At 50.0% G+C, this 25,672-nt stretch carries 25 protein-coding genes and 1 pseudogene; 16 read left to right on the top strand and 10 right to left on the bottom strand.

The window, feature by feature from the left end:
• The first annotated feature begins 23 nt into the window (after window positions 1-23).
• The 4 genes from NDK47_RS16425 to NDK47_RS16410 all read left to right on the top strand — a co-directional run bounded on the left by NDK47_RS16425 (window position 24) and on the right by NDK47_RS16410 (window position 3,946).
• Entirely contained in the window at window positions 24-1,898 is a 1,875-nt protein-coding gene (locus NDK47_RS16425; RefSeq protein ID WP_251870833.1) for a bifunctional homocysteine S-methyltransferase/methylenetetrahydrofolate reductase, read from the top strand.
• A gap of 187 nt (window positions 1,899-2,085) precedes the next feature.
• Window positions 2,086-2,526 carry an Rrf2 family transcriptional regulator gene (locus NDK47_RS16420; RefSeq protein WP_251870832.1) on the top strand — a complete coding sequence of 147 codons (441 nt, stop codon included), beginning with the start codon at window positions 2,086-2,088 and terminating at the stop codon, window positions 2,524-2,526.
• Between the two features lie 164 nt (window positions 2,527-2,690).
• Entirely contained in the window at window positions 2,691-3,332 is a 642-nt protein-coding gene (locus NDK47_RS16415) for an NAD(P)-dependent oxidoreductase (protein ID WP_251870831.1), read from the top strand.
• Window positions 3,333-3,397: 65 nt separating this feature from the next.
• Window positions 3,398-3,946 (top strand): NADPH-dependent FMN reductase, encoded by a 549-nt coding sequence (locus NDK47_RS16410; RefSeq protein WP_251870830.1) that lies wholly within the window; start codon window positions 3,398-3,400, stop codon window positions 3,944-3,946.
• 164 nt (window positions 3,947-4,110) lie between these two features.
• Here the strand turns inward: NDK47_RS16410 and NDK47_RS16405 are convergent, their stop codons facing one another.
• The 3 genes from NDK47_RS16405 to NDK47_RS16395 all read right to left on the bottom strand — a co-directional run bounded on the left by NDK47_RS16405 (window position 4,111) and on the right by NDK47_RS16395 (window position 6,694).
• Window positions 4,111-4,821, bottom strand: a complete 711-nt coding sequence (locus NDK47_RS16405; RefSeq protein WP_251870829.1) for a mismatch-specific DNA-glycosylase — start codon at window positions 4,819-4,821, stop codon at window positions 4,111-4,113.
• Between the two features lie 54 nt (window positions 4,822-4,875).
• Window positions 4,876-5,022, bottom strand: a complete 147-nt coding sequence (locus tag NDK47_RS16400; protein ID WP_251870828.1) for a hypothetical protein — start codon at window positions 5,020-5,022, stop codon at window positions 4,876-4,878.
• 154 nt (window positions 5,023-5,176) lie between these two features.
• The gene (locus tag NDK47_RS16395; protein WP_251870827.1) at window positions 5,177-6,694 is read right to left on the bottom strand and encodes a carboxypeptidase M32; all 1,518 of its coding nucleotides are present in this window, start codon (window positions 6,692-6,694) and stop codon (window positions 5,177-5,179) included.
• A 161-nt stretch (window positions 6,695-6,855) separates the two neighbouring features.
• Here NDK47_RS16395 and NDK47_RS16390 point away from each other — a divergent pair, with 161 nt between their 5' ends.
• The 3 genes from NDK47_RS16390 to NDK47_RS16380 all read left to right on the top strand — a co-directional run bounded on the left by NDK47_RS16390 (window position 6,856) and on the right by NDK47_RS16380 (window position 10,695).
• Complete coding sequence (locus tag NDK47_RS16390; RefSeq protein ID WP_251870826.1) at window positions 6,856-8,451, top strand: peptide chain release factor 3; 1,596 nt, start codon at window positions 6,856-6,858, stop codon at window positions 8,449-8,451.
• 190 nt (window positions 8,452-8,641) lie between these two features.
• Window positions 8,642-9,283 carry a hypothetical protein gene (locus NDK47_RS16385; RefSeq protein WP_251870825.1) on the top strand — a complete coding sequence of 214 codons (642 nt, stop codon included), beginning with the start codon at window positions 8,642-8,644 and terminating at the stop codon, window positions 9,281-9,283.
• Between the two features lie 140 nt (window positions 9,284-9,423).
• The gene (locus NDK47_RS16380; protein WP_251870824.1) at window positions 9,424-10,695 is read left to right on the top strand and encodes an MFS transporter; all 1,272 of its coding nucleotides are present in this window, start codon (window positions 9,424-9,426) and stop codon (window positions 10,693-10,695) included.
• Here NDK47_RS16380 and NDK47_RS16375 read toward each other — a convergent pair.
• On the bottom strand, window positions 10,645-11,454 hold the full coding sequence (locus NDK47_RS16375) for a DUF817 domain-containing protein (protein ID WP_251870823.1): 810 nt from the start codon (window positions 11,452-11,454) through the stop codon (window positions 10,645-10,647). The two genes, NDK47_RS16380 and NDK47_RS16375, sit on opposite strands and share 51 nt — an antisense overlap.
• Before the next feature lie 224 nt (window positions 11,455-11,678).
• On the opposite strand from NDK47_RS16375, the gene NDK47_RS16370 reads away from it, so the two are divergent.
• The 3 genes and pseudogenes from NDK47_RS16370 to tnpA all read left to right on the top strand — a co-directional run.
• Window positions 11,679-12,467, top strand: coding sequence for an exodeoxyribonuclease III (locus NDK47_RS16370; RefSeq protein ID WP_251870822.1), 789 nt, complete (start codon window positions 11,679-11,681; stop codon window positions 12,465-12,467).
• A 445-nt stretch (window positions 12,468-12,912) separates the two neighbouring features.
• A complete protein-coding gene (locus tag NDK47_RS16365; RefSeq protein ID WP_251870821.1) occupies window positions 12,913-13,851 on the top strand; it encodes an alpha/beta fold hydrolase in 939 nt (312 codons plus the stop codon).
• Window positions 13,852-14,050: 199 nt separating this feature from the next.
• Window positions 14,051-14,361, top strand: a pseudogene (gene tnpA / locus NDK47_RS16360) (IS200/IS605 family transposase); the annotation flags it as partial.
• Here the strand turns inward: tnpA and NDK47_RS27930 are convergent.
• From NDK47_RS27930 to NDK47_RS16345, 3 genes are all read right to left on the bottom strand, one after another.
• The gene (locus NDK47_RS27930; RefSeq protein WP_456151382.1) at window positions 14,276-14,521 is read right to left on the bottom strand and encodes a cysteine-rich KTR domain-containing protein; all 246 of its coding nucleotides are present in this window, start codon (window positions 14,519-14,521) and stop codon (window positions 14,276-14,278) included. The pseudogene tnpA and the gene NDK47_RS27930 sit on opposite strands and share 86 nt — an antisense overlap.
• A gap of 315 nt (window positions 14,522-14,836) precedes the next feature.
• On the bottom strand, window positions 14,837-16,018 hold the full coding sequence (locus tag NDK47_RS16350; RefSeq protein ID WP_251870820.1) for a YhgE/Pip domain-containing protein: 1,182 nt from the start codon (window positions 16,016-16,018) through the stop codon (window positions 14,837-14,839).
• A gap of 179 nt (window positions 16,019-16,197) precedes the next feature.
• Window positions 16,198-16,977 (bottom strand): nuclear transport factor 2 family protein, encoded by a 780-nt coding sequence (locus tag NDK47_RS16345; protein WP_251870819.1) that lies wholly within the window; start codon window positions 16,975-16,977, stop codon window positions 16,198-16,200.
• Between the two features lie 193 nt (window positions 16,978-17,170).
• Here NDK47_RS16345 and NDK47_RS16340 point away from each other — a divergent pair, with 193 nt between their 5' ends.
• The 4 genes from NDK47_RS16340 (at window position 17,171) to NDK47_RS16325 (ending at window position 19,675) form a co-directional block, all read left to right on the top strand.
• On the top strand, window positions 17,171-17,782 hold the full coding sequence (locus NDK47_RS16340) for a TetR/AcrR family transcriptional regulator (protein ID WP_251870818.1): 612 nt from the start codon (window positions 17,171-17,173) through the stop codon (window positions 17,780-17,782).
• Between the two features lie 127 nt (window positions 17,783-17,909).
• Window positions 17,910-18,437 (top strand): ATP-binding cassette domain-containing protein, encoded by a 528-nt coding sequence (locus NDK47_RS16335; RefSeq protein WP_407653309.1) that lies wholly within the window; start codon window positions 17,910-17,912, stop codon window positions 18,435-18,437.
• Window positions 18,438-18,457: 20 nt separating this feature from the next.
• Complete coding sequence (locus tag NDK47_RS16330; protein ID WP_251870817.1) at window positions 18,458-18,808, top strand: acyl-CoA dehydrogenase family protein; 351 nt, start codon at window positions 18,458-18,460, stop codon at window positions 18,806-18,808.
• 150 nt (window positions 18,809-18,958) lie between these two features.
• Window positions 18,959-19,675, top strand: a complete 717-nt coding sequence (locus tag NDK47_RS16325; protein ID WP_407653308.1) for an acyl-CoA dehydrogenase family protein — start codon at window positions 18,959-18,961, stop codon at window positions 19,673-19,675.
• An 18-nt stretch (window positions 19,676-19,693) separates the two neighbouring features.
• Here the strand turns inward: NDK47_RS16325 and NDK47_RS16320 are convergent, their stop codons facing one another.
• A complete protein-coding gene (locus NDK47_RS16320; protein WP_251870816.1) occupies window positions 19,694-20,122 on the bottom strand; it encodes a DUF6157 family protein in 429 nt (142 codons plus the stop codon).
• Between the two features lie 172 nt (window positions 20,123-20,294).
• On the bottom strand, window positions 20,295-21,518 hold the full coding sequence (locus NDK47_RS16315; protein ID WP_251870815.1) for a DUF418 domain-containing protein: 1,224 nt from the start codon (window positions 21,516-21,518) through the stop codon (window positions 20,295-20,297).
• Window positions 21,519-21,658: 140 nt separating this feature from the next.
• Between NDK47_RS16315 and NDK47_RS16310 the strand changes: the two genes are divergently transcribed.
• Together NDK47_RS16310 and NDK47_RS16305 are read left to right on the top strand one after the other, a co-directional pair.
• Window positions 21,659-22,375, top strand: coding sequence for a response regulator transcription factor (locus NDK47_RS16310; RefSeq protein WP_251870814.1), 717 nt, complete (start codon window positions 21,659-21,661; stop codon window positions 22,373-22,375).
• Window positions 22,372-24,162 carry a sensor histidine kinase gene (locus tag NDK47_RS16305; protein WP_251870813.1) on the top strand — a complete coding sequence of 597 codons (1,791 nt, stop codon included), beginning with the start codon at window positions 22,372-22,374 and terminating at the stop codon, window positions 24,160-24,162. Before NDK47_RS16310 ends, NDK47_RS16305 begins: the two co-directional genes overlap by 4 nt.
• Before the next feature lie 415 nt (window positions 24,163-24,577).
• Here NDK47_RS16305 and NDK47_RS16300 read toward each other — a convergent pair whose 3' ends face one another.
• Window positions 24,578-25,618, bottom strand: a complete 1,041-nt coding sequence (locus NDK47_RS16300; protein ID WP_251870812.1) for a hypothetical protein — start codon at window positions 25,616-25,618, stop codon at window positions 24,578-24,580.
• Window positions 25,619-25,672 lie beyond the last annotated feature (54 nt).

The raw sequence follows: 25,672 nt of genomic DNA, 5'->3' as shown, positions 1-25,672 counted from the left end.
CAATAGCGATGAAGAGAGAAGGGATGGATTTGTCAGTCAAAACGAAAGAGTTGCGCGCTTTTTTGCAGGATCATCTGCTGGTTGGGGACGGGGCGATGGCCACCCAGCTTTACCGGATGGGTGTGCCGGTGGGCGTCAGCTTTGAGGAGCTCTGTCTCTCCAGCCCCCGTCTGGTCCATGACGTGCATCAGGCGTATTACGACGCCGGAGCGCGCTTGCTGGAAACCAATACGTTCGGCGCAAATCGCGATGCGCTTTCCCGCTACGGGCTGGAGCATAAAGTAACGCGGATCAACCGGGCGGCCGTCGCGATCGCTCGTGAGGCAGCAAAGGATGACGCGTTTGTCGTCGGAAGCATCGGGTCAATCCTGGCAGGACGAGTCAGGCAAAAAGTGCTGGACGAATTTCGAGACCAGTTTGAAGAACAGGCGATCGCTCTGCTCCATGCCGGCGTCGACGGGCTGATTCTGGAAACCTTTTTGGACGTAGAGGAGCTTCTGCTTGCCATCGAGATCATCCGGCCTTTGACCGATTTGCCGTTGATCTGCCAATTGGCGACCTTGGAAGTAGGCCGCACGCGAGACGGCTTTACCTTGACAGAGGCATTTTCCCAGCTCCAAGAAGCAGGGGCAGATATTATCGGGTTAAACTGTCGTTTGGGACCGGCCGAAATCCTGCGCTCCTATGAACAATCCCAAGTGCCAGAGGGTGCCATTTTGTCGGCGTTTCCCAATGCAGGGCGGCTTGGACTGGCTGACGGGGAGTACGCGTACAAATCCTCGCCAGAGTATTTTGCAAAAAGCGCCCTCCGCTTGCGTGAGCAGGGCATCCGGCTGATCGGCGGTTGCTGTGGAACGACACCTGAGCATGTGCGGGAGATCGCCCAGGCGCTGCAAGGACTGGAGCCGCTCCCAAGGGTAAATCCGACAGGTTCGGCTCAAGAGAGGCACACCCAGTCTTCCTATCATGTGCATGAGCGACAGAAGCCGAGCATTGTCGAGAGGGTCAAGACAGGGACGACGATTATCGTCGAGTTTGATCCACCCAAAGACCTGGACACAGAAGGATTCATCCATGGCTGTTGTGAACTGCATCATGCCGGAGCTGATGCCATTACACTGGCAGACAACTCCCTGGCCAATGTACGAATGAGCAATATGGCGCTGGGAGCGATCATGAAAGGGCAGTACGGTATGGACCCGCTGATTCATATTGCCTGTCGGGATCGCAACCTGATTGGCCAGCAGTCCCATTTGATGGGCTTGCATGCGTTGGGGATCGATCAGGTGCTGGTAGTCACGGGGGACCCTTCGCGATTTGGGGACTTGCCTGGGGCCAGTTCTGTCTTTGATGTCACTTCATTTGACCTGATCCGCATGGTGAAGCAACTGAATGAAGGCATTTCATTCTCGGGACGCCCATTGAAGCAAAAGGCGCAGTTTATTGTTGGAGCTGCCTTTAATCCGAATGTTCGCCAGATCGATGCGGCGATCAAGCGATTGGAGAAAAAGGTGGAGGCTGGCGCTGATTTTATCATGACGCAGCCTGTCTATGACGCCGAATCGATTCGGCTTGTGTACGAATCGACGAAGCACATCAATATCCCTGTCTTTATCGGCATCATGCCGTTGACAAGCCAGCGGAATGCCGAGTTCCTGCACAACGAAGTGCCGGGAATCAAGCTTTCGGAGGAAGCGCTGGAGCGTATGCGCAAGGTGCAAGGAGAGGCGGCCAGACAGGAAGGGATCAAGATGGCAAAAGAGCTGCTAGACGTGGCTATCCCCGTCTTTAACGGCATCTATCTGATCACACCGTTCAACTATTACGCGATGAGTGTAGAGCTGATCCACTACGCAAGACAAAAGAGCAGCTTGCTGCAAGCATCCGTCCAGGCCTGACGGGCAGCGGATTATGCAAGAAGGAACCCTTGTTTGGCGCTCGAACATATCGGCATGTGCCAGGCAAGGGTTCTCTTATTTTTTTGATAGGGAAGTCCATGGCTTGTGTCAGTAAAAGTGTATCTTATGCAGTTGACATGGAAGTGCCGTTGTAGCTATACTGATTACAACGGAAGGATGAATCAAAATGAAAATTAGCAGTCGATTTAGCATTGCTGTCCACATCTTGTCTCTGCTGGCAATCGCCAAGGACGCTCACGGAACTTCTGAATGGATTGCAGGGAGTGTAAATACAAATCCTGTCACGATTCGCAGGATTTTGGGACAGTTGAAAAAAGCGGGATTAGTCAATGTCCGCGCCGGAACAGGCGGAGCTTACTTGTTGAAAGGTTTGGATGAAATCAGTTTGCTGGAAGTCTTCCGTGCGGTTGACGTAGTGGAGGAAGATCAGCTTTTCCACATGCATGAGGAACCAAACCCCGATTGTCCGGTTGGGGCAAACATACAAGCGGTTCTGCAGCTTATTTTTAGCCGCGCCCAAAACGTAATGGAGCAGTTCCTGGCAGCTATCACGGTAGACGAGGTAGTGAATCAGCTCACACAAAAAATAAAAAGCGGTGCGAATTGATTTTTTTTTAAGACAGTTGTAGTGTTGTTAGTTACAACGCTACAACGCTTTGTCCAATATTCTTCCTTTCGTTCCGTGCAGACGGTCATGCCAATGGCAAAGTCCTATCCGCAACAATCATCTTTTAATGGTTACGCTAATTAAAAAGGCAGGAGGATATCATAATGAAAATCGGAGTAATCGGAGCTACAGGGAAAGCAGGGAGTCTCATTGCGAAAGAAGCAATTGAAAGAGGTCATGAGGTTACCGCTATCGTGAGAAATGCTTCCAAGCTGACAGAGTCGAGGGTGGCTGTATTGGAGAAAGATGTTTTTCAATTGACTTCAGATGATCTGAAAGCTTTTGACGTGGTGGTAAATGCATTCGGTGCAGCACCAGGCAGCGAGCAACTCCATGTCGAAGCAGGCAGAGTTTTGATCGAGGCACTGAAAGGCGCACCATCTACAAGACTGGTCGTCGTTGGCGGGGCGGGAAGTCTGTTCGTCGACGAAGCGAAAACAATTCGTGTCATGGAAACGCCGGATTTTCCGAAAGAGTATCTGGCGACAGCCCAAAACCAGGGAAAAAACCTGGAGGACTTGCAGCAATCTACGGGCATCCACTGGACATTTGTCAGCCCATCTGCCTTTTTCGATCCGCAAGGGAAGAGAACCGGGTCTTACCAAAAAGGAAAAGATCACCTTTTAGTGAATACAAAAGGGCAAAGTTATGTAAGCTATGCTGACTTTGCTATTGCCGTATTGGATGAAATCGAGAAGCCGCAGCATAAAAACGAACGTTTTACAGTTTCTTCCGAATCAGAGTGATTTTGAACGGCGAAACCTGTCTACTCGCCATATTAAACGATTAAGACCACTTGGAGGTATCGTTCATGAAAGTAGTTGCACTTGTAGGAAGCATTCGCAAGGAATCATTTAACCTGAAGCTCGCCAAATTTATGCAAAAACGCTACCACGGCCGTTTGGAGATCGAAATTTTGCCGATCAGGGAACTGCCGCATTACGACCAGGACATTGAGAATGATCCGCCTGAAGCCGTGAGGGATTTCAAAAGCAAAGTTGCCGCTGCCGATGCTGTTCTGTGGGTAACGCCGGAATACAATTACTCAATCCCGGGTGTCCTTAAAAATGCGATTGACTGGCTGTCGCGCGTGGATAAAGTCATGATCGGGAAACCTTCCATGGTTACAGGCTCCTCCATGGGCATGCTGGGTTCGGTTCGCGCTCAGCAGCATTTACGCGATATTTTGTTTTCTCCAGGCGTCTCGTCTCCGATCATTCTGGGGAATGAAGTCTATATCGGCGCTGTTCACGAAAAATTTGATGAAGCTGGTCATTTGAACCACGAGCCGACGATTGCCTTTTTGGATCAGGTCGTTGACAATTTTATTGCGTGGTATAAGCAGCTCCCAGCGAAATAATGCTGGCCACGCGGTAACATACGCTGGATCATGAGGCAACAAAAACAAAAACCGCCCGTTTCACTGAACTGCACTACCCATCCAACCAATTGGGGGACCGTTCAAGAGAGGGCGGTTTTTTATACGCAAAAAGAAGCCGGATGAGGCAGATGCTGTATTCCGGTTTATCGAAACGGGTGCCAGCCTTTTTCCTGCAAAAAGGAGCTCAACTCGGAAAACATGGCCAGACGCTCCTCGCGTGTGAACGACGCATTAGCGCCGCTGGTAGAGGGAATGACGAACACATAGCTCCCAGCCCAGTCCGACGTTCCAAAATATCGGTCCGGTTGAAGGCCGAGAGGAATCGGCTCCTTTTTTCTGCCTGTCGCGTGACGGAAGGCCGTGATCCCATTGAAACAGATCACGCGAGGGCGATAGACGCTGATCATCTGGACGAATTGCTCCGCTCCCGTCGTGAAGTCCTCGTTCGTGAGATCACCGGAGGAGCGGGTGGGACGAGCGACCAGGTCCGTAATTCCGTAGCCAAAATCGAGCAGACGTGACGTTTCCTCCGGTTTGAGCTGGAAAGGGGTCAACCCGCCCGCGAAGAGTCCGCGCCAAAATAAATTGGCCGGATTGGCATAGTGATAGCCAGCGGTTGCGGAGACTCTCCCTGGATTAATGCCGCAAAAAAGCACGATCAGATTGCGGCGAATATAGGTAGGAAGCCATTTGTCGGTGAAAGGCTGCATCGAAGGCCACTCCTTGGTCAAATTGATCGTTGCATATGGATCGCTGTAAGAGGTGACTGTCTGCTTCTTACTATACGTGATGGAATCGGAAATGAAAAATGCCGCGCCAGCTTCGGGCATCCCAGGAAAGAAAAAAGCTGCCAAATTGGCAGCTCGTTTGACTCGGTTTCCTTAGGGCTGGATTATCTCTAGGTTTCCTTACAGTTGCGGGTAGGGAAACAGTTCCTCGTGATGGACAGGTACGAATTGTTCCATTTCATTTTTTACATATTGTTTCCGTTCAAACGGTGCGGCTTCTTCTTCGTGTACCAAACCCCACAGCCATTGTGTAAAGGTCGTTGTCATTTTTCATCCCTCTTTTGAATGATTGGCTTACACTCTCATCATAGATCAGTTTTGTATGGAATTTGTTGGGGATTTGTGAAGAACCGTTGAAGAATCGATGGCGCAATTGTGAACGAAAAAAGCATCTCTCCGTGTGGAAAGATGCTTTGGTTTTTTAGAGGTTGTAGATCTCTGAAAACTTTTTCTCCAGATAATTCATCAGGTACTCTGCGTTGGTACCCTCGCCGGTGATCGCTTTTACAATCTCGCCGGGACTCTTCATTTTGCCGTATTGATGGATATTCTCCTTCAGCCAATGACGGATCGGCTCGAATTGACCGGAAGCGATCAAATCTTCATAGCCGCTGATTTGCTGCTGCATGACATGGGTAAACTGGGCAGCATAGACATTGCCAAGCGAGTAGGTAGGGAAGTAGCCGAAGCTGCCGCCCGCCCAGTGAATATCCTGCAGCACGCCGATCTTGTCGTTCTCTGGTACAATACCGAGGTACTCTTTCATTTTTGTATTCCAGATTGCTGGCAGATCGCCGACCTCGATGGTTTGATTGATCAGGCCTTTTTCGATTTCATAGCGAATCATCACGTGCAGATTGTAGGTAAGCTCATCTGCTTCCGTGCGGATAAAGGAAGGAGCCGAATGGTTGATCGCCCGGTAGAATTGCTCGACGCTGACACCGGCAAACTGGGCAGGGAATGCCTTTTGCAGTTCAGGGTAAAAATGAGTCCAGAACGGCAAACTGCGTCCAATCATATTTTCCCAGTATCGAGACTGGGATTCGTGAATGCCCATGGAGGTACCGTCGCATAGGGTGGTGCCCAGCAGGCGCTGATCAATGTTTTGCTCATACATGGCATGGCCCGCTTCGTGAATGCAGCTGAACAAGGCCGAGTTGAAGTCATTCGGGTCAAAGCGGGTGGTAATGCGAACATCACCCGGGTTGAACGATGTGCAGAACGGGTGAACACTCCGATCCATCCGGCCTGCCTGGAAGTCATAGCCGATTTTCTCCAGGATCACGCGGCTGAATGCTTCCTGCTCAGCTTCCGGAAAATGCTTATGTAAAAACGAGGTATCCGGCTTGTTCGGTGAATCCGCGATCGCTGCGACCAGCTTCACTGTTTTCTCGCGCAGGGTGGCAAAGATCGGGTCAAGCTGATCGACGGTCATCCCGGGCTCATACAGGTCCAGCAGGGTGTTGTACTTGTTTTTGCCGTCGTCGCCCCAATAGCCGATGAACTCCAGTTGAAAATTGACGATTCGCTCCAGATAAGGGCGGAACAAAGCAAAGTCGTTTTTGGCCCGTGCTTCTTCCCAGACCGTTTCCGCTTGCGAGGTGAGAACGACAAACTCCTGGTAGCGATCTGCCGGGATCTTTTTATTCCGTTCAAAGTCCTTCTTGCAGTCGAGCACAGTGGCGCGGGTCACTTCATCCAGCGAATCCAGTACGCTCGCTTCGCTTAAGGCTTCCAGATGCTCTTCCATTTCCGGGGACGTTGCCAGCTTGAACTGTTCTCCAGCGAGCACACCGATGATTTCCGAACGAGCATCCATCCCTTTTTTCGGCGCCTGTGTGTTTTTGTCCCAGTGAAGGACGGCGAGAGCCTGGTTGTAGCTCACCATTTTTTTCACGTACTGGCGAAAAGAAGCCGCGCGATTTTCATTTGCAGACATAGCGTACCTCCTTAACGAATCGATAGTTACAGTCAAAAAATTTTTACAACTAACATTATACCCGTTTGGCAAAAAAAAACTAGCTAGATGACGCACGGATTTGCCGTTATAATCGTAAAGAATGAATGATGAAAGAGACGCACGCGACAGGAGTAATGAAGATGAGTCAAATCAATCCTCAGTGGCAGCAAGAGATCGCCAAAAGACGTACCTTTGCCATTATCTCCCACCCGGACGCCGGAAAAACAACCATGACGGAGAAACTGCTGTACTTTGGCGGCGCCATCCGTGAAGCAGGAGTGGTCAAAGGGAGAAAAAATTCGAAGCACGCTACATCTGACTGGATGGAGATAGAGAAAAAACGGGGTATCTCCGTAACCTCCAGTGCGATGGACTTTGAATACAAGGGGCATCATATCAATATTTTGGATACCCCCGGTCACCAGGACTTTAGTGAAGACACGTACCGTACGCTGACAGCCGCAGACGCTGCCGTGATGATTATTGACGTCGCCAAAGGGGTCGAGGCCCAGACGATCAAGCTATTCAAGGTTTGCCGGATGCGGGGGATTCCGATCTTTACCTTTATCAACAAGCTGGACCGTCACGGGAAGGACCCGTTTGAACTGCTCGAAGAGATTGAGCGGGTACTCGGGATTCGCACCTACCCGATGAATTGGCCGATTGGGATGGGCAGCTCCTTTTCCGGAGTTTTCGACCGTGTCAAATCGCGCGTCGAGCTGTATCAAAATGACTCCGATCACGAAGATATCCGCTTTTTCGAGGTGAGCGGAGCCGATGATCCGATCATTGGCGAGCGAGTCGGTCAAGATTTGTGGCAGCAACTGCAGGATGAAATCTCCTTGCTCGATGTTGCCGGCGACCAGTTTGACCGTGGCCTGATCGACAAGGGTGAGCTGAGCCCTGTTTTCTTTGGCAGTGCCATCAACAACTTCGGGGTGCAGACCTTCCTCGACAACTTCCTCCAGCTCGCACCGCCGCCATCGCCGAAGAAGAGCAATGTCGGATTGATCGAACCTGGTGAACATCCGTTTTCCGGCTTTATCTTCAAAATCCAGGCCAACATGAATCCGGCCCACCGGGATCGCATCGCTTTTATGCGCATTTGTTCCGGCCGTTTCGAGCGCGGGATGAGCGTAAAGCATGTGCGGCTCGGCAAGGATATCAAACTGGCACAGCCGGTACAGTTCATGGCTCAGGACCGGGAAATCATCGAAGAGTCCTTTGCGGGGGACGTCATCGGTTTGTTTGACCCGGGCATTTTTCAGATTGGCGATACGCTGTGTGTCGGGCAGTCCTTTGAATATGAAGAGATGCCGCACTTCTCACCGGAGTTTTTCTCCAAGGTGATGGTAAAGGATGCGATGAAGCACAAGCAGTTCCAGAAAGGTATCCTGCAGTTGACAGAAGAAGGAACCGTACAGCTTTTCCGGACCTACCCGATGGAGGAGCTGATCCTCGGCGTCGTCGGAGTGCTGCAGTTTGAGGTTTTGGAATATCGACTGAAGGCAGAGTATGGGGTTGACATCGTTCTGACGCGTATGCCGTTCCAGATTGCCCGCTGGCTGGAAGGAGATAAAGCCGCGCTGGATGCAATCAAGTCCAAAACGGTGACAGACCGGTACGGCCGTCCGGTCATGCTGTTTGAAAGCGAATACCAGCTTCGCGTCGCTACTGAGAAATACGCCAATATCAAGTTCCACGAAAGCTCTCTGGGTTTGAAAGCGCACGTTTGATGACTTGATTGGTTTGTCGTCACGCAATTTCCCGGTCAGACCCGGCCAAATACAGGGAAAGGGCCCCACAGACGTATGGGAGGCCCTTTTTCCTGTTTTTCGTGTATCCTTCGTACGTGATCATTCGTCTATCTTTGTAGAAGAAAGAGCGTTTTCCAGCTTGGGGAAGAGAGAAAAGGGGAGTTTGAACATGTTTCGCAGAAAATGGGGACTGGCACTCATCGGCATCGGCTTGTTTCTCATCGCCTGGGTATTGAATATTCGCTTTCCACATGAGATGCATCTGATCGATACCCTCGTGGAAAGCATGGGGTTTCCTGCCTGGTCGAGAGGGACGACGGGCATGCATTACGCTGCGATTGTGCCGCTGAGCCTGATGATCATCGCGTATTGCCTGCTTTACTATGTAACCAAGCGGCCGATTCTCACGTTTCTTTTGCTGATGCTTTTCCCGGCTCTGTTGCCTGATCAGCAGGAGGTGGTTCGCTGGTACCAGCGGACGATGGCCAAAGGCGTCTACATGATCGAATACAAAGAAGATCAGTCACGCTGCACAGCCAAAACCTCGGCTGACGGATTGCGAAACGGTTCGTGTGTGATCGTTCTGAAGAATCACGGGGCAAAATCGGTCAAACTGGAGCTTACCGTGTTCGGCCAGGATGGAAGGAAAAAACAGCCTGTCCTCTCGGATTATCCGATCGAGATCGAAGCGGGCGGGATCGAGCAGCTTGAGGTGCCGGTCGACCCATCCGGCCGGGATACTGGCATCTACGAAGAGTGGTTCAATCCGAGGATTACCATTTCTTACGCTGGCGCTCAGCGGGATTTGTAAGGGACTGCCATTTGGCGGGGAAAACATATAATTTTACCGCAAACGACCTGCTTGGACTCTCCTTTTTGGAGAGTCTTTTCTATTGGGACGACTCCTGACATATACATGGGACAAAAGAGGTCGGAGGGAGTGGGCAGTCGTTGCGTTTCCTTTTGTTTGTGATTTTGTTTCTCGTCTCTTTTGACATGCATGCGCAGACTCCGCTATTGGCTCCATACATGCATGTTCTGGGGGCTTCCACTGCGATGATTGGCTTTGTCCTGGGGGCTTACGGGATTAGCAACATGACAGGAAATCTGGTCGCCGGTCCTTTTTTGGATCGCTTTCCCAAAAAGTGGTTTATTGCCTATTCGTTGATCCTCTCCGGGTTTATTTTGGCCGGCCAAGGAATCGTTCAGCAGACGGAAGCCTTTTTTGTCCTCAGGCTGCTGTTGGGCTTCCTCATGGCGTTTGTCTCCCCTGCTTGTTTTGCCATGCTGGGCGAAACAGGACGCACGAAGGCGGAGCAGGGCGAGTTAATGGCGAAGAACGGGATGGTTTTGACCGCAGCAGCCGTACTGTCACCGGCTGTAGGCAGCTTTCTGGGGGTGCAGTTCGGTTACGGCCCTTCTTTTGTCATTTTGGGCGGAATTATGTGGGTCGCGGGGGCGTTTGCGCTCATCGTTTTACCGGGACGGGTGGTAAAAGAGCGGGAGCCAGAGGTGTTTCATCAGTCGATTCGGACAGCGACACCCGCTCGTTTTACCCCGAATCTTTCCACAGCAGAGGGCAGAGCGGCGAGCGTTGTCAAGCAGCCAAGATCATCCTCTGTGAGCTTGGCCAAAACGGCTGAAACAGGCTCTTTCACACCGACGCTGATTGATATTATGGTCAACCGCAAGCTGTATCTTGCCTATCTTGGCGGTTTTGCCGTCATGTACGCGCAGGGGACAATTATTTATGAAATCCCGCTGTACGTCCAGAAGGAGAGCCTCTCCATATCGGTGACGGGTATTTTATTCAGTCTGAAGGGATTGGGCTCGATGGCGATCCTGAGTCAATTTTGGCTGGCGCGGATTGAACCGGAGCAAAGGACACTCATCGGACTTGGTTTGCTGACGATCCTCATGTATACCTTGGCAATGGGGTATCCTCTCTCTTTGTATGTCATCATGTTTTTGCTCGGCTGCTGCACAGGCTTGCTGTTTCCCGCCTTGTCGACGATTCTGACGATTCAGGCGCCGAAGGAGTTGTACGGCAGCGCCTTTAGCATATTTTCTGCCGTACTCTCCGCGGGAGCGATCCTGGCCCCTGTCATGTCCGGACTGATCAGCGACTGGAACCACTCGTTTTTCATCGTCTTTTTTGTCACCGGCGGGTCGCTAATTTTTGGCGGTTTCCATCGTCTCATGATGAGAGGAGCGCCCGGCTAAATGTTCCTTCACATGCTTCAGCTCCGCTACGATGATAAAGCTGACGATCACGAGCAAAAACCACGAGCTGAACTTGCTCACATGAACCAACTGCCAGCCTTCTGCCTGATTTGGATATCGCCAAGCTCCGAAAAAAGTAGCGATGTTCTCGGCGATCCAGATGAAAAAGCCGATCAGAAAATAGGAGACGGGGACAGGCATCCAAAACTGCTCCTTGTCCACGCGGAAATAGACGCGGCTTTTCCAAAACACCAGAAAGATAGCGGCTGTTAATATCCAGCGCAGGTCCCAGATGTAATGATGTGTAAAAAAGTTCAGATAGATGGCAGCCTCGAGCGGCACGACAAAGCGGTGACGCGGCCAATTCTCAAGTGAGATCTCCAGTCTGCGCCAGGACTGGCAGAGGTAGCTGGCGACACTGGCGTACATAAAGCCGCTGTAAAGCGGGACGCCGAAGACTTTGGAGTAGGCGAACTCCGGGTAAGACCAGGAGCCCATATGTATTTTGTAGATTTCCAAAGCAAGCCCGATCAGGTGAAAGACGGTGATGACCTTCAGCTCGTCTTTTGTTTCCAGACCACTTTTCACCATGAAAATCTGGAACAGCAGACAGAGGATAAGCAGCAGGTCATAGCGCGGCAGTCCCGGCAGGCTGATCAGCTTGGACAAAGCAAGCGACCCGAAGATAAAGACGGGAAACAGGCAGGACATCGCCTCTTGATAGGTAAAGTGAGATAGCAGACGGATGAAGCGCTTCACGCAGGGTAAGCCTCCTTCGTACAAATGGGAAAGCGAATTAACCTAATTATTAGATGGTACGAACGGGATGACAATACGTTACCCTTTTTAGAAGGATACTTCAGCGGAGGGAAGAATTTCGGGACATCTTTAACTCACGATGCTATCGGAAACAAGAAATAGAAAATTTTATGTTACACTAAAAGCAGCAAGAAAAGTATCTTTTTGCAAGGAGATCGCCACCTATGAAGCTAGTGTCCTGGAATGTCAACGGGCTGAGAGCCTGTCTCAACAAAGGATTTCAACAATACTTCCAAGAAGCAGATGCGGATATATTCTGTCTTCAGGAGACAAAGCTGCAGGAAGGACAGGTATGCCTGGAGCTTGGGGAGGAGTACAGGCAGTATTGGAATTACGCGGAGAAGAAAGGGTATTCCGGTACGGCTGTTATTACCAAAATCCAGCCGCTGTCGGTGCGCTACGGCATGGAGGAGGATCGGGAGCCGGAGGGTCGTTTGCTCACACTGGAATTTGACGCCTTTTATCTGGTGAATGTGTACACCCCAAATGCCCGGCGCGATTTGTCCCGGCTGGATTACCGGCTGGAATGGGAAGACCGCTTTCGGACGTACCTGAAGCAGCTGGATAGTGTGAAGCCTGTCATTATCTGCGGGGATATGAATGTTGCCCATCAGGAAATCGATTTGAAAAATGCGAAATCCAACCAAAACAACTCCGGATTTACACCTGAAGAGCGGGAAAAAATGACCCGGTTGCTGGAAGCGGGTTTTGTGGATACCTTCCGCCACTTTTACCCTGATCGGACCGATGCCTATACCTGGTGGTCGTACATGCCAAAGGTGAGAGAGCGGAACATCGGCTGGCGGATTGACTATTTTCTGACATCCTCCAGGCTCGCTCCCTTTCTGGTCGATGCTTGTATTGATTCAGAGGTGATGGGAAGCGATCACTGTCCGGTTCTTTTGATGATGCAAGATGTAGCTGTGGTTACTTCGCCCGCTGGCTCCGCATAGCAGCCAGTACCTTCAGATTTCCGTCCCCGCCTTGGGCAAAGTGAAGGTATTCAGGGGAGTCGACGGGGATCAGGGCCATCTTTTCCTCTTCGTTAAAATGGATGCCCCATCAAACGGTCAGCCAAAAATAACTTTTAAGCTGGCTTTGTAGTACGAAAGCCATCGTGCCTGCCCAACATGGGAAGATTGAAGTTGAATCCGAGTTAGGGGAGAGGAACGCTCATCGTTTTGCGATTGCCAAGGGAAGAACGGCAGATGAAGATAGAAAGAGTGATGTCGCAACATGGTTCGGTTAAAGCGAAGGCAAACCCGTTTTATTTTGGGGTCGCTCGGTTTCCTACTCCTCTTGCTGTGTTTTCCCTCATGGACACCCGCCATCAGGGACGAAAGTGGGAAACTGGTACCAAACAGTATCGCAGTCCTAGAGCAAGTCGAACTGGGAGGCGTGAAGCAGTCGATCTTGATTCGCGGCATGGATGTCCAAAATCCGATTTTGCTCTTTCTTCATGGGGGGCCGGGATATCCCCAGATCGCATATGCCCGGAAGTTTCAGACGGAACTCGAAAAGGATTTTATCGTCGTTAACTGGGATCAACGGGGATCAGGAAAGTCCTATCAGATAAGTCTGACTGAGAAGGACATGCAAATTGATCACCTGATTCAGGATACCGTTGAACTGACAATCTATCTGAAACAGAAGTTTCATCAAGCAAAGATCATTCTTGCAGGGCATTCGTGGGGAAGCTTACTCGCCACATGGACGGTCCAAAAATATCCGGAACACTATCATGCTTATATCGGGATTGGACAGGTGGCAAACTCCATGCGCGGAGAACAGGTCTCCTATCAATTTGCGTTGGAAGAGGCGCGAAAACAAAAGAATGTACAGGCCATAAGGGAGCTTGAAGACATCGGAGCGCCTCCGTATAAAAATCCCCGAAAGGATACGACATTGGAACGGAAGTGGGTAACAACATTTGGTGGCTCTGAGCGGAGAAGCAATACGTATCGAGAGCTGGTTCAAGGGATTTTACTTGCGCCTGAGTATACCTGGATTGATGGAGTTCGCTTAGTACTGGGCGATTCCTTTTCCCGGAACACGATTATGCCGCAAACCGAAAAGACGCAATTATGCGAAAGCGTTCCGGAGTTACGTGTTCCTGTCTATCTTTGCATGGGCCAATATGATTTTATGACCCCTTCTGAAGTGGCGTACCAGTACTACGAAAAGCTGGTTGCACCGGAGAAACAGTTTATCTGGTTCGAGGAATCGGCCCACTTTCCTCATTTTGAGGAAAAAGAAAAATTCCATGCGCTGCTGGTAGCGATAAAAGAAAAAATTAGTAACAGAGGAGTCCCTGGACGATCGAGGCAAGTTTCCTGACGCCTGGACTGACGGGAATCGGAAACAGGCTGCAACACCTGTCGTTTGCAGCCTGTTAGTGGTTGTTGTATAAAGAAAACCCCCCAGTTCAACTGGGGGTTCCGGAAAGCTTATAGCTGTAAGTAGTGATCCTTTGAACTCGATGATATCATGAGAGCTGGTCTGCCAACCGCTCACATATAATCAAGGAGGACAAAGGATGGACAACAGCAGTTTAGCACACACAAAATGGAGCTGCAAATACCATATTGTATTTGCTCCGAAATACCGTAGACAAGTAATTTACGGCAAACGAAAAAAGAAATAGGAAAAATCCTTCGGGAGCCCTGTGAGAGAAAAGGAGTAGAAATTGTTGAAGCGGAAGCCTACGTGGATCATTTCCACATGCTGGTAAGCATCCCTCCTAAACTAAGTGTGTCGGAATTCATGGGCTATTTAAAGGGAAAAAGCTCACTGATGATTTTTGATAAGTTTGCAAACATGAAGTATCGATACGGAAGCCGACAATTTTAGTGCAGAGGATACTATTTAGTTGTTGTACATTGATTAGGGTTTCCTGTTTGCATTTTGGACAGAACAACGGGAAGTTTTCAAGTATTGTATCCTCGCGAACTTTCAACCGTGTTTTGTTTTTGCAAATAGGGCATAATATCCAACTTATTTCTGCCATAGTATCGCCCCTGTCATATTATGAGAATTCATACTTCTAAAAAATGAACAATCCAACTGCAACAACTGCGATGTCCCCTAATTTCATTCCTGTTTGTTCTAGTCCATCAATGAACTGGATAAATGGGGTACCGTCAGCATTTCGGAAATTTTGTACGCTAAGCGAATTTCAACCTAAAAGAGTCGAATCCCTGCCGCTCCCTCCAAGGAAACGACCGGGCTAATCTCGTGCGCATGATTTAGTCCAACAAACCTATCGAACCACACTATCCAAACCAAACACCGACAACGCAACGTTGATTGTTCTTACTTTATTTTAATCGCCCGTAACAGAAGTAGGGGTCGCATCTGTCGCTCGACCGGCCTTAAATCCGGAAGCGAGCAGCAAGACCAAAAATCCCCCGGCGACGCCCCACAAAACGAAGGCGTTTGAGCCGACCGCGTCCAGTCCGCCGAAGTACATCACTTCCCGTAGCCCTCCTGCCGCGAACCGCAGTGGCGTCCACGAATAGATCCAATCTCGCGTCGTCTGTGACAAGAACTCCGGAGCCATGTTCAGCAGCGGCACGGAGAAGAACATCAGCAGTACGAGCAGCGGCATAGCCGGGAATCCGATCCAATTCAGCAAGGAAGATTGCAACAAGAAGAACGCCGATCCGGCCAACCATAAGAACAACCAAGTCTCCCCCGCGTTCGCCAGTTCCATGCCGTACCACGACGAAGCCATCCATATGGTGAAGCCCGACGCTATGCCGACGATCGCAAATCCCCCAATAGCTTGCAGCGCGCTAACTGTCCATCTCCTTGAACCCGCGGCGACCGCCTTCTGGCTAGCCAGGAACAAGACTACTCCGGTCACCAGGCTGCCGATCCACATGATCTGGGTCAACAAACCCGGCGCATTCCCCGATGCATTATTCACCCCCGGCGGATGCACGACTTCCTCCTGAACGTTCACCGGTGTCATTAAAGCTTTAGCCGTTTCAACCGGAATTTGCTCCGTTTGCTGCCCGATCTGCCCAAGCAGCAGCTGCAACAGTTCCCCGCTGATCATTTTCATCGCTTGCCTCATTGCCTGTCTTACGACCATCGAGGCTTGGGTGTTCATACCCTCGTTGGCGATGATCTTCACATTAGGGTGAATCGGCGAGGGAGCTGCTAACGAGAGTAAACCGCTGCTCAGATCCGCCGGAATCACCATCGCTCCGTAATATTCGCGTTTATCCAGTCCTTCCCGAGCCTTTTCCTCGGAATCCACGATATGCCAGACGAACGGCATTGCCGGGTTCGACACCAACTTTTCCCGGATCATTTCCCCTACCGCAAACGTTCCTCCAGTCGGCAGCTGCGCTGGCTGGTCAAGGATAACGAGGGCCACCGGGAGCTCCTTTGGCTTCGTTCCAAGCACCGATCCCATCATCGCTACCCCGAATACGGTCAACACGATCAGGACGAGCGCTATTCCCAGCCACATCATTTTTTGTGTCAGCAATTTCATGATCCTCTCCCCCTCGTCATACGGTCACTTCATTGCAATGAACAAAAATAGCGTTGCTGAAGCAACGCTTCTGTATCCATTGGACTATAAAATTTACCATTCAAGTACATTCGTGAAGCGAAAGACATCACCGTAATTAAATTCGGCGATGTCTTTCTTGCGATTCAGCTACACAAACTTCAAAATCTACTGTTCGAATTTTTTCGTTTTTCTGCCGGCAAGATGGCCTCGATTATATCCCAATGCTCAGCGATCTTTCCATCCTCTACGCGGAACAAATCGTAGAAAGCGGTAGGCTGACCATCAAATAGACCTTCACTCACTGTAAGAACAAAATCGCCTTGTCCGATGACTTGATGGACATGAGTATATTGAAACTCAATATTTTTCTCCTCCAGAGCCTGCAAAGCAGCGTGAAGGCCGGAAAGACCGTCCGCAATATGCGGGCTATGCTGAATGTAGTTATCTCCATCAAAGTAAGAGGCAAGCAGGTCGGGGTTCTTCCCAAGCAAGATGTTTTCAACATAGCTTTTGACAAACGCTTTGTTGGCATCCGTCTTGTCGATATCCTTAATCGTAACCGGTCCGTCAATCATCGTATGATTGCTTGGTGTCTTTTCCTCCATCTCTTGCAAATTGTCCCAATGCTCGACGATTAGTCCATTCTCAAAACGGAAGATATCAAAGGCGATTTTAGGGCCGTGAAAATCATATACAGAATGAAGAGCCACATAATCTCCGTCGACTAAAGTACGCTTAATGCTTACCTTTGTACCAATCTCCTTTAAATGATCAAGTGCACCAAGCATGGCTTCACGACCATCGGGTAAGGCCTGGTTGTGCTGAATATATTGATCTGGATGAACGTAAGCCGTAAACGCTTCAGGGTTGCCGCTCTCAAAACTTTCCAGCACGGCGACTGCCTTACGAACAAGCTCGTTTTGATGGCTGAATGTCATTGGAAAATCCTCCTCTTATTTTTTAGTCATTAGATAAATAATGAACAATACGTTGTTTATTTATCTGCTGCTCATTATAATAGAGGTTAATATAACGCTCAATATTCAATATTTTTAGTTTTGAAGTATAACAGACAACTCATAAAACTTTGTCGCTTAACGACTCTAAATAAATTTAGGGGGAAGGAAAACAATGAACAAGAAAACCGATCTAAGAATACTACGCACGAAACAATCGATTCGAAAGGCGTTTTATGAGCTTATTCAGGAAAAAGGATATGAAGCGATAACGATCCAGGATATTGCCGATCGTTCTATGATCAATCGAAACACTTTTTATCTTCACTACCAAAATAAGCCTGATTTATTAGATACATGTATGAATGAACTGTTGAGCGAATTAAAGGATGCAGTCGTTCTTTGTCCCATCAGCATGAATCCTTTCAGTATTTCTCTACTCGAGACAGTCATGCAAACTGTACTGGAACATATTTCTCTAAATATGACCTTTTACCATTCCATGTTAATTGAAGAGAATAGAATCTATCAGTTTCAAGCGAAAATGGAGAATATCATTAAAGATAAATTAATTGAGGGGTGGAAACCTGCTCAGGGAAACTCCTCATTAGCGATATCCAAGGAGTTGCTGATCGAATACCTCGGATCGTCTTTCATGGGGATTGTAATTTGGTGGATTAAAAACGGTAAACCCCTTCCTGCAGATGAAGTTTCATCTCAGTTTAGTAGAATCGTTGCCTACGGGCATTTAAGAGCTGCCGGCATCGCCGTCGAGGAAAAAAATTAGCGAGGGTAGAAGGAGCACAGGTACTAAGCAGGTATATTTTTACTGCATAGAAACATTGAAAAGGGGGAGATAGCAAAGTTACTTTAACTAACCATGTTTAGCTTAAAATTCCCTCGACGGCAGAGAGGTGACCGGGCTGAATGAAGCGACAACCGTCATGTTCCAGGACAGTCGCCTGATTCCTTGGAAGACAGTGCTGGACAATGTCGGCCTGGGGTTGTCTGGAGACTGGAAGCCTCTGGCAAAAGCAGCACTCAGGCAGGTGGGGCTGGAAGAACGAAGAGACGACTGGCCAAGTACCTTGTCGGGAGGCCAGAAGCAACGCGTGGCACTGGCGCGTGCCTTGGTACGCAAGCCGAATCTGCTCTTACTGGATGAACCGATGAGCGCCCTTGATGCCTTGACAAAGCTGGAGATGCAAGAGCTGGTCTCTTCGCTTTGGGAGGAGACTCGCTTTACAACCCTGTTGGTTACACATGATGTCAGCGAAGCGGTGCGTCTGGCCGATCGCATTCTATTGATTGATCGCGGCCAGATCGAACTGGATTTGGAGCAAAACATGCCAAGGCCCCGCGACAGGGCGGATGCAGCTTTCGGTTCTTTGGAAAAACAGGTGCTGAGCCGTATTTTCTCGCATTCGCCGCTATCCATCTGAGACAGAAAGGAGAGGAGTGTATGTCACAGGATCGATACTTTGTAATGGAGGCGGTCGATACAGAACGCATTCCCGAGAAGCGTTGCAAGGTAAAGGAAGGACTGCGGCAACTCGATCCGATTATCGAGGAGATGAGGCGGGACGCACAACTGATGGATGAACGGGGCACAGTCCCGCACCAGCATGTAGAGGCGCTGCGCAGGATTGGTTACCCGGCGTGGAACGTACCGGAAGAGTACGGAGGGAAAGGAATGCCGCTCTCTGCGTGGCTGCAAGGTCAAGAGCGTTTGGCGCAGGCAAATCCCTCGGTTGCGCTTGGAATTGGCTGGCATATGGGGACACTTCATGATCTGGCCTGGAATCGTCCCTAGCCGGAAGAGGTGTTCGTCCGTGTCTGCACACAAATCGTGGACCAAGGAGCGCTCCTGAACCGGGCAGCCATGGAAGTGGGAGGCGGGAGTCCGTCGAGAGGAGGCAGACCCCGTACCACAGCCGTTCCTCTGGCGCAGGGAGGGTATGTGGTGAATGGCCGAAAAACATTTACGACATTTGCGCCCCTTTTGCAATGGTTTCTTGTCACGGCTTCGTTGGAAGGGACAGATGAAGTGGTCGAGCTTTTGATCCCGCAGGACACAGAAGGGGTCACCGTTGAGGAGACGTGGAGCATGGTCGGCATGCGCGGAACGGCGAGCCACGACCTGGTATTGGCCGAGGCAGTAGTCCCCGAGGAGGCCCTGGTCAGTAAAGTAGACAAGACTGTCTATAGCAAGCCGAATCCGTATTTGCTCCACATCCCCGCATGCTATCTGGGGATTGCAGTGGCAGCGCGTGATGAGGCAATCTCCTTTGCGACTTTATACATTCCGGCTTCCCTAAGCCGTCCAGTTATCGAGACACCGCATGTCGAGAGACTGCTGGGTGAAATCGAGCTGGAGCTGACCGTCGCACGGCAACTTTTGTACAGTGTGGCGCGCGAGTGGGAGGGAAAGTATGAAGCATCGCCACCTGGTTTTCAAAATGCTGATCTGGCAGCGGTCAAAACATTTGTTGTAAAAACGGCGCTCACCGTCGTGGATAAAGCCATGCGGATTGTCGGAGCGCATAGTCTGAGCCTCTCTCACCCGCTGCAGCGGATGTATCGCGATGTGCGGTTTGGCCTGCATAATCCGCCAATGGAAGACGTGGCGATTCGTCAGTTGGCCGGACGGGCGCTGCAAAGATGGGAAGCATCCCGGTAAGAATCAGTAGTCTTTGGCTCAGCTGCTCTTTTTGCTTCTCATCGCCGGCACAAGCTTAACCGGCCCGCAAGCACCATCGATAAAACGCTGATACTCAGGGGAGTCGACGGGGATCAACGCCATCTTTCCCTCTTCGTTAAAATGGATTCCCCATCCAAATTTCTTGGGAAGCGCAGAGGCTCTCATACACGCCTTGGGCTTACTGAAAAAATCCGCGCGAATTTCGTCGCCTCTTTCAGCCAATTCCTCTTGGGAGATGTTTTTGTGGCGGATGTACACCTCGTAGAGGAGCTCTTCCTGGGTATAGTGGTAGGGAGCTTGGGAAACCAGCTCGTATTCGATGCTATGCTTCGTTTTGCCTGTTTTCTTATCTGGCGGAATAATGCCCATGATCGTGGGACAATCAGGAGCAATCGTGATAAAGGTATTGTAATAATTCCATTCCATGTACAACTCCTCCTTTTGGAAACGGTATTCATTCTCTCTCCATTATACTTGTCTTCACTGACAAAAGTGGTCAGTCAAGCAAAAGCAGTGTTAGTGGAAAAGACGTGGCCAGATGTAAAAACCTCCAAGTCCCGAAAGAGGACGTTTGGAGGTTTTTTTACATGCGGGTAATTCATAGCGGGCGCGATTGCAGCGTTTCCCTCTGGAGCTGTGGTGCGCGAGTTTTCACCTTTCCGTGGAAGGATAGATAAGTCCAGATCCGCAGAAGCTTTTCGGCTGGTCCCGCGGAAAAGTGGCGCAAATACCACTTGCTTGCAAAGAGCTGCAGCGCATACAGAAGGAGAGCGAGACCGCAGCCTGCCGCGACTCCCAGCTTTCCAAACCAACCGAGGCCATAGCCGTAAAAAATGGTTGTACAGACCAGGGTTTGCATCAGGTAATTCGTCAGAGACAATTTTCCCACAGCTTCAAACCGTTTCATCCAGGGAGAGGAGATCCGTGCGCTGTAGAGCCAGGCAAATGAAAAGAGATAGCCAAGTGCGGCCAAATTGGCACCTGCCAGTTCACCAGTAGAGGCCCAGGCTTGGTCGGAAAAGAGATGGGGAAGCACCTTCAGACAGAACCCTGCCGCCAAAAAAATCAACGCTCTTCTCCCATAGGCTCCCTGCTCATCCTGTGGCTTTTGGAACCAGCTTTTTTTCGCAGCATACATACCGAACAAAAACATGGGTGCCGTGAGCAAAGGCGTCAGAAGCAATAAGATGAGAATGGCAATGGGTTCTTCCTCCATAATGGGTGCAGGTTGCTGCCTGTGTTGCTTGATCTCACTATAGGTACCGGTTCCGTAGACAATGATCGTTTCTTTGATATAGTCTTGTTGGGCAAAGTCGATCTTGACGCTGTGAGAGGAGGGAGCCTTTTCTTTTTCCGGCACCAGTCCCAACAGACTGAATAGAAGCAGCAAAGAAGTCCCCCAGATCAGCAGCGTCCGGGGCTTTCGGTTTAGAAACAGGAGCAAAAAGAATCCGATAAACCCGTAAAACGATAAAATATCAGACTCTGTAAGAAAATGGCTGTGCAGCAGCCCAATGACAAATAAAAACAGAAATCGTCTGGCCAAAGCCCAGAAGGGTTTCCTGCCGGCTGCTTGCAGGCCCTCTTTCATTTTGATCATCCCATACCCAAACAGGAAAGTAAAAATAGGCAGAAAGCTGTGTTCTACGGTAATTTCCAGTATGGTCCGAACCGTGGTATCCAAAGCGGACAGCGAATAGAACTGCATCTGGTCTTTTCCCCAGATCCCGTATTGAAAGATAAGCATATTGGCCAGTAATATGCCGAGCAAGGAAAATCCGCGAGCTGCGTCGATAAGGCCAGTTCTTTTTCTTTGTTCCATTTTCGTTCACCTCGCTGGTAATTGTAACCGGGTGAATGAAAGTCTCCCTAAAGCGCGTCTTATCTTTTGCTTAAGCAATGAGCTTTTGTTTAGCTAGAATTAAGCTTGCTTTGTTACAATCTTCCATGGAGGGATTTTTCATGGAAAGTGCAAAGGTTCTTATCATCGACGACGAAAAATCGATTGTTCAGATGATCGAAATGGTTCTGAGAAAAGAAGGATTTCGCCATATTTTTTCAGCCCATACGGCACAGGAGGCCCTACAGCTTTTGACGAGGCAGAAAATCGATGTCATCCTGCTGGATGTCATGCTGCCTGATCAGTCGGGGTTTGAGCTATGTCCCAAAATTCGGGAGGTGTCCCGCGCACATATCATCTTTTTGACAGCCCGCACCTCAGATTTGGATGTCCTGACCGGCTTTGCAACGGGCGGTGATGACTATGTCACCAAGCCGTTTAATCCGCTGGAAATCGCCGCGAGAATCAAGGCCAGAGTACGACGGGACATGACGCAGCCGCCTTCGTTGGGCAAAGAAGAGGGGCGCAAGCGCTACGACTTCGGCCGCTTCGTACTGGATGAATCTGCAGGCGAGTTAATAGTGGAAGGAAAAGCAGTTTCTTGTCCCGCTCAAGTCTATCAATTGCTGCTTTTTTTATGCAAGAATCCAAATATCGTGTACTCCAAGGCACAGCTATACGAAGCGGTTTGGGGGATTGACGGGTTTGGTGATGACAATACGGTTATGGTTCACATCCGCAAGATCAGAGAGCGAATCGAGGCAGACCCGAGCAATCCGCAGTTTCTGCTGACGATTCGCGGGCTGGGGTATAAGCTGGTCAAGGAGAAGTCGCGATGAGTCGGTTACGCCGAAGACTAGCCGCTCATTTCACGATCCAGTTCTTTTTTCTGTGGCTGTTTGTAACGGTCATTATGACGGTTCTGCTTCTGGTGCTGCTTCAATATCTGGTCAATCAGGACTTAAAGAAGACATTCCCCCGCGGGGCTTTGGACAATATTGTGGCGGAAACGAAGATTCAAAACGGGGACCTCTCCATTCCGGTTTGGTGGAGAGAGCAGCTTTCGGCGTCCGGGTATTGGCTGCAGATTGTAAATGAAGAAGGAAAGGTAATCTTTGCGACGAGCGGCGCGCCTGAGAAATCATCGTATCATGCTGCCGAATTGCTGGGCATGGCAGAAACCGGACGCCATGATTCGTTTCGCGTCACCACGAAACTGGATAAAGAGAAGACGACATATCCTCAGCCTTTGATGTATATTCTGGGCACAGAGGGTCGGGATCTGGATCGTCTGAAGACCTGGTTTCAAAGCTACGCAGAGAAAGGGATGATCCGCTCGGATGCGATCCCTGAATTGGAGCATGAACTGGAAAAGGGTTACGAGTATGTGCAAGTTATTGATGCTCGCGGGAACATCTTGCAATCGGTTGGAGACTCAGACAGAAAAGAACCGTATCGTCCGCTCGAATTGATTGAGATCTACTCAGAGCCAGGCACTTTTTCTACCAACATGTATACCTATCTCGACCAAGAAACCGGTCATGTGTGGTTGTTGCATACACAAAAAAAGGGGGAGGGTTATTCCGATCAACCCATCATGTCTGATGCCATCCTGGTACTGAGCGTAACGGGATGTATTTTGCTGATCCTGGCCTTTCTTCTGGCGTCCTGGCATGGCATCCGGTACAGCCAGCCGCTGCTTTTGTTTGCTGACTGGTTTGAACGCATGGGGCAAGGGCGTTATCATGAAGCGCTAACCGAAAAAGAGAAGAAAAAGGTGTTTCGCAAAAACGGCTCCATTCGTCTTCGCTACAGACTGTACAAGGAAGTGATCGCCGGATTTTATGAGATGGCGTCCAGGCTGGCAGCCACAGAATCAGAACGGGCCAGGCTGGAGAAGACACGTGAGGAATGGATGACCGGCATCTCCCATGACCTCAGAACCCCTTTGTCCACCGTTCAGGGCTATGGACATCTCTTGGAGAGCGGGCAGTATTCCTGGTCAAAAGAGGAGCTGCAAGGCATGGGCAAAATGATCCGGGAAAAAGGGGACTACATGCTTGCGTTGTTGCAGGATTTTTCATTGGTCTTCCAGTTAAAGAATCAAGCACTCAGCTTTCCGCTGGAAAAGCTTGAGATCAATGAATTCGTAAGGCGGACCGTACTTCGGTACGTGAATGATGTGACGCTGTCGGACGTATCGTTTGCCTTCGAGAGCGACCCGCGGCAGACCTTTATTCGCTCAAATGCAAAATGGCTGCAGCGCGTTCTGGACAATCTCATTGGGAACGGAGTCAAGCACAACCCGGCAGGGACGCGGATCACGATCAAGACAGGACGGGATGAGCGGGAAGCTGTCATCCTAGTAGAAGATAACGGGATCGGGATGGATGAGGAAACCAAACGCAATTTGTTTGATCGATACTATCGGGGGACTGCGACTGAAGAAGGTACGGACGGTGCCGGTCTTGGCATGAGCATCGCCAAAGCCATCGTGCTTGCCCATCAGGGAAAGATTGAAGTGGAATCAAAGGCAGGAGAAGGGACGCGCATCCGGCTGCGTTTTCCGCTGATGGAGGAGGAAAACGATAGGGATGTATCCACATCACAATCTGAAACCGCATGATTCAGGTTTTCACGGTCATTACCGCGTACCCTGCCTCATCATCACATCGGTGTTGTGTTTCGCCTAAAAACGGATCGGAAAGATAGCAATAAAGGCACCTGCGGAGGTGCCTTTTGCTTGCGAATCCATGAGCGTATCCTCATGTTTTAGATCTGGTCGATACTGTCAACTTAGACTAGTTTTGTGGGAGAGTGGCTGTCATTTCGGACGAGTCCAACCACATTCCAATTCGAGGGGTTGCATTCCGTAACAGGCTGTCCAAAGAGGGCCGTAACAGTCCGCATCCCGGCAATCTGTTACAGCCCCTAAACCCGCGTCCGATATGGCCTCGCAGCACTTATTCTTCTCCCGTCGCTACCGGATTTTCCTCCGTTTCAAAGCGCATCGTCCACGGGCTTATCGCTCATGAATTTTGCTACCAAGCGTTGTCATCATTATCGTTAATAAAAGTCATTTTTGACAATCCGGTTTTGACGGCCAATCCCCATCCGAACGATTCCCTCTGCGATAATTCGGCGCGAATCGAATTTGCGCCTTTCCTCCACTTGATCGGCACGCTTGCAAAATCTGGACGAATGCGCCCGTCATGATATGGCGGACTCCAGCACCAATCGCCTTGATACACTTCCTTACCGTTTACCCACAGTCGAATCGAGTCGCTGTAACCAAGCGATAATACGGTCTCTTCCTCTTCCTCGATTGCAAAATCGCTTTTGACTTCAACCGTGGCGCCGGGTTTCGCTCGATGAATTCTGTTGATGTTGAGGGTACCGTTCTCCTCGACGAATGCTTTCGTCCATGTCTGATCCTTGGCTCCATCCTGAATCAATGAACTCGACACGCGCCATTCCGTTATGAACGATTCCGACTTCAGCTTGCGCAAATCCGTTGCTTCGGGTTCGATGGGCGCCTGGGGAATTTCTTCGATCACCAGGTTACGGATATAGCTCGGCAAGAAGCTCCACACGCCGACTCTGCCCAATCGTTGTCCGCCATGTTGCAGTCGAGTGAGAACAAGCGCGGGCTCCTTGTTTTCCCCCAAGAAGACCCTCGCTCCTCCCGGTTGAACCTCCAGACTGAACTTGTGCCATGCTCCTGTCATGTCGGGAAGCGGTTTCTGATAAGACGGTCCATGATAAATCTGCCAAGTCATCGATCCATTTACCACGGGATCATATTGAATTTCAACCGGGGCGAGATACACGAGTTCGTAATTACCAGGGTCTTTGGCCCCGAATACCAAACCGATGAAACCTACTTCACCAGGAATCGCCACTTCGGCTTGCAGCCGAAAATAATTGTACTTCACTTCGTCACGCAGAAATACGGCCGAATTCATCTTCTCTAAATATAAAGCCTTTTTATCGTTCCACTCTGACGGGATTGCCTCGGAGTCACCCAAATCAAATCGTTCCAAATCGTCCCATAACGAATACATTTGCTTATCAGCCGTCATCAGGCTCTCATCTCCCTTTTCATAACTTCCATTTTAAGTTAACATTTACGGTAA

Origin of the sequence: Brevibacillus ruminantium (assembly GCF_023746555.1) — a bacterium.
Taxonomy (GTDB): Bacteria; Bacillota; Bacilli; order Brevibacillales; family Brevibacillaceae; genus Brevibacillus; species Brevibacillus ruminantium.
This window is presented reverse-complemented; position numbering and strand designations above follow the sequence as displayed.